Annotated in this window: 3 protein-coding genes; 1 reads left to right on the forward strand and 2 read right to left on the reverse strand. The window is 43.3% G+C overall.

What is annotated here, in order from left to right; genetic code table 11:
• Positions 1-2,077 (reverse strand): RelA/SpoT family protein (locus BACCELL_RS20525; protein WP_081450838.1); only part of this gene is annotated, 2,077 nt, incomplete at its 3' end.
• A gap of 105 nt (positions 2,078-2,182) precedes the next feature.
• On the opposite strand from BACCELL_RS20525, the gene BACCELL_RS20530 reads away from it, so the two are divergent.
• Positions 2,183-3,700 carry a DUF4301 family protein gene (locus BACCELL_RS20530; protein ID WP_007213969.1) on the forward strand — a complete coding sequence of 506 codons (1,518 nt, stop codon included), beginning with the start codon at positions 2,183-2,185 and terminating at the stop codon, positions 3,698-3,700.
• A gap of 114 nt (positions 3,701-3,814) precedes the next feature.
• On the opposite strand, the gene BACCELL_RS20535 is transcribed toward BACCELL_RS20530, so the two are convergent.
• Positions 3,815-4,934 (reverse strand): TonB-dependent receptor plug domain-containing protein (locus BACCELL_RS20535; RefSeq protein ID WP_007213970.1); only part of this gene is annotated, 1,120 nt, incomplete at its 5' end.

A 4,934-nucleotide genomic window follows, 5' to 3' on the forward strand; every position in this document is an offset into this window, starting at 1 on the left:
TATCATTTTCTTTGGATATGATCGAAGTTATATTTGTAACAATGCCTATATCGTCATGTCCCACAACGCGTAGCGTAATCGGATACTGCGTACCTTGCGATTTACCGGCCCAGCGTGCTTTTACGATCCGGTATCCGAATCGTTCACGTAACTGTGTGGCGTTAGGGCAGTCACTACGATGTATCTTGATGCCGCCGGTCACACTAACAAAACCGAAAACATCATCTCCATAAATCGGACTACAGCAGCGTGCCAGCTTGAAGTCCAGTCCTTTCAGATCCTGATCAATTACCAGTACATCCTCTTTCGAACGGGTGATTTCATCGTTCTGTGTCTGTTGCAGATTATATCCTTCAGCGCTGCGGTATGTGATGTCGTCATGCGTATCACTTTCCCTCCTCTGCTGTTCCAGATATTTATCGATGATTTCATTTACATCCAGTGTTTCATCTGCGATGCTTTGATAAAAGTCTGTCACTGTCTTGAAGCCGAGACGTTTGATCAAGCGCATCATTACGGCTTCATCATATTCTATTTTCCGGTTCTTGAATTTACGCTCTATCGTTTCTTTGGCAAAAGCATGCTGGCGGGCAACCATCTCCTTCAATGCCTGGCGTATCTTGGTACGTGCCTTGGAGCTGGTTACAATATTCAGCCAATCCTGTTTGGGTGTCTGTGTATTCGAGGTCATAATTTCCACTTGATCACCACTATTCAGCACTTGCCGCAATTGGGCATTCTTGCCGTTTACTTTCGCACCGATACACTTACATCCTAATTTGCTATGGATGTGGAAAGCAAAATCCAGCACCGTGGCTCCCTTACCTAATTTAAACAGATCGCCTTTCGGAGTGAATACGAAGACCTCATCCTCGTATAAATCCAGTTTGAACTGGTCCATAGCTTCCAGCCCGTTACTATCCGAGTTTTCTAATGCTTCACGAACAGTGGTCAGCCATTCATCCAATCCTGTTTCTCCCTTTACACCTTTGTAACGCCAGTGAGCAGCGAGCCCCCGTTCGGCGATATCGTCCATGCGTTCGGTACGTATCTGTACTTCCACCCATTTGCTTTCGGGACCCATTACAGTAATGTGTAATGACTCGTAACCGTTGCTTTTTGGTACAGATAGCCAGTCACGCAAGCGCTTCGGGTTAGGTTGGTACATATCTGTTACAATAGAATATGCTTGCCAGCACTCCTGCTTTTCTTTATCTACAGGCGAATCCAAGATAATACGGATGGCAAACAAGTCATATACCCCTTCGAACGGACATTTCTGCTTCTTCATCTTCTGATAGATGGAGTGAATGGATTTTGTACGCCCTTTGATGTGGAAATGCAATCCGGCTTCTTCCAGTTTCTTCTGCATCGGAGCGATGAAGGCGGCAATATACTTGTCACGGGACGCTTTTGTCTCGTTCAGCTTATCCTTGATATGATAGTAAACCTCTTTCTCCGTATATTTCAGCGAAAGGTCTTCCAGTTCCGATTTCAGCTTATATAAACCCAGTTTGTGGGCAAGGGGAGCATACAGGTAGGCCGCTTCATTTGCCACTTGCCGACGGGCTTCGTCATTTTTACTGTCTTTGATTTGCCGCATGATGTTCACACGGTCAGCAATCATTATCAGGATCACACGCATATCTTCCGCAAAAGAAAGCAACAGGTTGCGGAAGTTTTCCGATTCGATAGTCGGGCTTTTGGAGTAAAGCTCATTGACACGGATGAGCCCGCGGATGATGCCTGCCACGTCTTCACCGAAAGCGGCTTGCACTTCTTCGGGGGTACAAGCTCCGTTTCTCACGCTTTCGTGCAGCATGATGCCCAGAATAGACGCCCGTTTCATTCCGATTTCTTCGGCCACGATAACGGCAGTCTGCATATCTTTAACCAGTGGATTCAGTCCGAAGGTATCACGCTGAACGCGGTTATCCTTTATAGAGTTGATAAGATGTGTTTTCAGTTTTCTACAGTCACCTTTCTGTAATGTCTCACCGGTCAACTGCAATAATTTTCTGTAGAGAGAGAAGAGCAATTCCTTCTCTTCAGTAGTGAAAAATTCATCTCTTTCCATAATTGTCCATTTTTGTTGCCCAAAGGTAGTTTTTTTCTTCCTTTCTATTATAAGGCTTGTGCTTTTTTTGTATTTTTGGCAATCAATTAATAAAAAATAGATAGTATGATAACACCGCAAGACAAAGAGTTGCTTAGGCAAAAAGGTATTTCAGAAGAGCAGATAGCTGAACAGCTGACCTGTTTTGAGAAAGGTTTCCCGTACTTAAAGCTGGCTGCTGCCGCTTCATTGGAAAAAGGTATTCTGGCACCTGCAGCAGAAGAGCAGAAGCTCTATCTCGATGCATGGGATGCATATACGCGGACAGATAAAGTAGTAGTGAAGTTTGTTCCTGCTTCAGGTGCGGCAAGCCGTATGTTCAAGAATTTATTCGAATTTCTTGGGGCTGATTATGATGTGCCCGAAACTAAATTCGAAAAAACATTCTTTGAGCAGATTGAAAAGTTTGCTTTCTATAATGACTTGAATGCCGCCTGTGAGAAAGCATTCGAGAAGAACATTCCCGCATTGATGGCTGAGGGTGATTATAAAGCTGTAGTGGCTGCATTGCTTGAGGCGGCAGGACTGAATTATGGTGCGCTTCCGAAAGGTTTGCTGAAGTTCCACAGATATGAAGATGGAAGCCGTACTCCATTGGAAGAACATCTTGTGGAAGGTGCTCTCTATGCTGCTAACAAGAATGGAAAGGTCAATGTGCATTTTACCGTTTCTCCTGAACATCGCCGCTTGTTCGAAAACCTGGTGGCAGACAAAGCAGCTGTTTATGCCAAGAAATACGGTGTAGATTACAATGTAACTTTTTCTGAACAAAAGCCCTGTACGGACACTATTGCTGCCGATATGAATAATCAGCCTTTCCGTGATAACGGCAAGTTGTTATTCCGTCCGGGTGGTCATGGTGCGCTGATCGAGAATCTGAATGATCTTGATGCAGATATTATCTTTATCAAGAATATCGACAATGTAGTGCCTGATAAACTGAAAGGTGACACCGTGTTGTATAAGAAGTTGATTGCCGGAGTATTAGTGGCGCTGCAACAAAAAGCATTTGCTTATTTGGAACTTTTGGATAGCGGCAGATATACTCACGAACAAGTGCTTGAAATTCTGCAATTCCTGCAAAAGAAATTGTTCTGTAAAAATCCTGAGACCAAGAATCTGGAAGATGCTGAACTCGTACTTTATCTGAAAGAGAAACTGAATCGTCCGATGCGTGTATGCGGTATGGTGAAAAATGTAGGCGAGCCGGGTGGCGGTCCGTTCCTGGCATATAATAGTGACGGTACTATTTCTCTGCAAATTCTTGAAAGTTCTCAAATTGATATGGACGATCCGGAGAAAAAAGAGATGTTCGAAAAGGGTACGCACTTTAATCCTGTAGATTTGGTTTGTGCTGTGCGCGATTATAAGGGTCATAAGTTTGATCTTGTTAATTTCGTAGATAAGGCTACCGGTTTCATCTCTTATAAATCAAAGAATGGCAAAGATCTCAAAGCACTTGAACTTCCCGGTCTGTGGAACGGTGCCATGAGTGATTGGAATACGGTGTTTGTAGAAGTTTCTCTGAGTACGTTCAATCCGGTAAAGACGGTGAATGATTTGCTGAGGGAACAACATCAATAAATGATATTTCAATAAAAAGAAAAGTGCCATAGTTTTATTATAATAGCCGGAATGATTTATTTGAGGTCATTCCGGCTTTTTTACTTTTTGTAGGTCAATAACAAAGGCCTGGCATTAGAATTCTACGGTAATTCCAATCGACGGTAATATCGTTCCACTTTTCTGTTTCAGATATTTCATCTTATATCTTTGTTCTCCTACAGGTGCAGACGGGTTTTCAATAACTCCTGTACTCATAATCACATCCTGCTGCTTCAACTTACTTCCTGTGATATTCTGCAAATCGAGATAAAAACCTACCATGCAGCGATGAAAATAGAAAGATTTATCTACACGAATATCAAGTTGGGCGAAATTGGGTAGACGCTCCGTATTGTACTTTGAGTAATCATAATACGGACGCCCCTGTGCATTCCAAGCTTCAACCAATGAGGATTTTTCTTCATCGTAAGGAGTGTAAGGGGCACCACCTATATAACTTAGCTTTCCTCCGATACTCCAACGGCGTGGTAAATTGTACGTACCACTTACATTAAGAATGAAACGGTTGTCCCAAGCAGAAGCGATGCTGTTATATTCACTGCGGAAGACAGTAAGGGAAGATACAAAGTTGAAGCGCTCCGGTATCTGCCAACGCAACATGGTTTCTACACCATAAGCACGCCCTCGTGCGGTCGGTATCAATGCCTCATTACCTACTGTGCCGTAATCGTCTCCCTTACATGCCAGAGCGATGTCGTCACGGAGAGAAAGAGGCATACGGCTGTAACGCTTAAAGAAACCTTCTGCCGAAATCATCAACCTATCCTGTAAATGCCAATCAAGTCCGAGGCTGGTTTCCATCACTTGCATATACTTTAAATTCTTATTTGCATAAAGACCGTCGTTGTCCTTGAAACCTAATGCTGTATAAGGTGGTAGCTGGTAATATAGACCTGCATTTCCGCTTAATGTCCATTGCTGGGTTAGTTCGTAAGATAAGGAGAGGCGGGGAGAGAGCTGTTTCCATAATTCTTTCATCTCCTTATTGTAGTTGTTACCATCTGTACGGATGCCTGCGGATGCGGAAAAACGTTTATTGGCGGTGGTATAATCTGTTGAGAAGAAACCGCCCCAACTGAATATGTTCAAATCCGTCCGGTAATCAGAGAGTGTAGAGGTTATACCGAATATTCGCTGATTCGTTTGATTCGTATAGTTGGAATAATTCATTTCTGTACCTTCCTTCAACTGC

The sequence above is a fragment of the Bacteroides cellulosilyticus DSM 14838 genome (assembly GCF_000158035.1).
Lineage (GTDB): Bacteria > Bacteroidota > Bacteroidia > Bacteroidales > Bacteroidaceae > Bacteroides > Bacteroides cellulosilyticus.

Excerpts from the sequence above, each read along its gene's own strand:
- BACCELL_RS20530 (WP_007213969.1), top strand. The coding sequence starts at position 2,183 with ATGATAACACCGCAAGACAAAGAGTTGCTTAGGCAAAAAGGTATTTCA.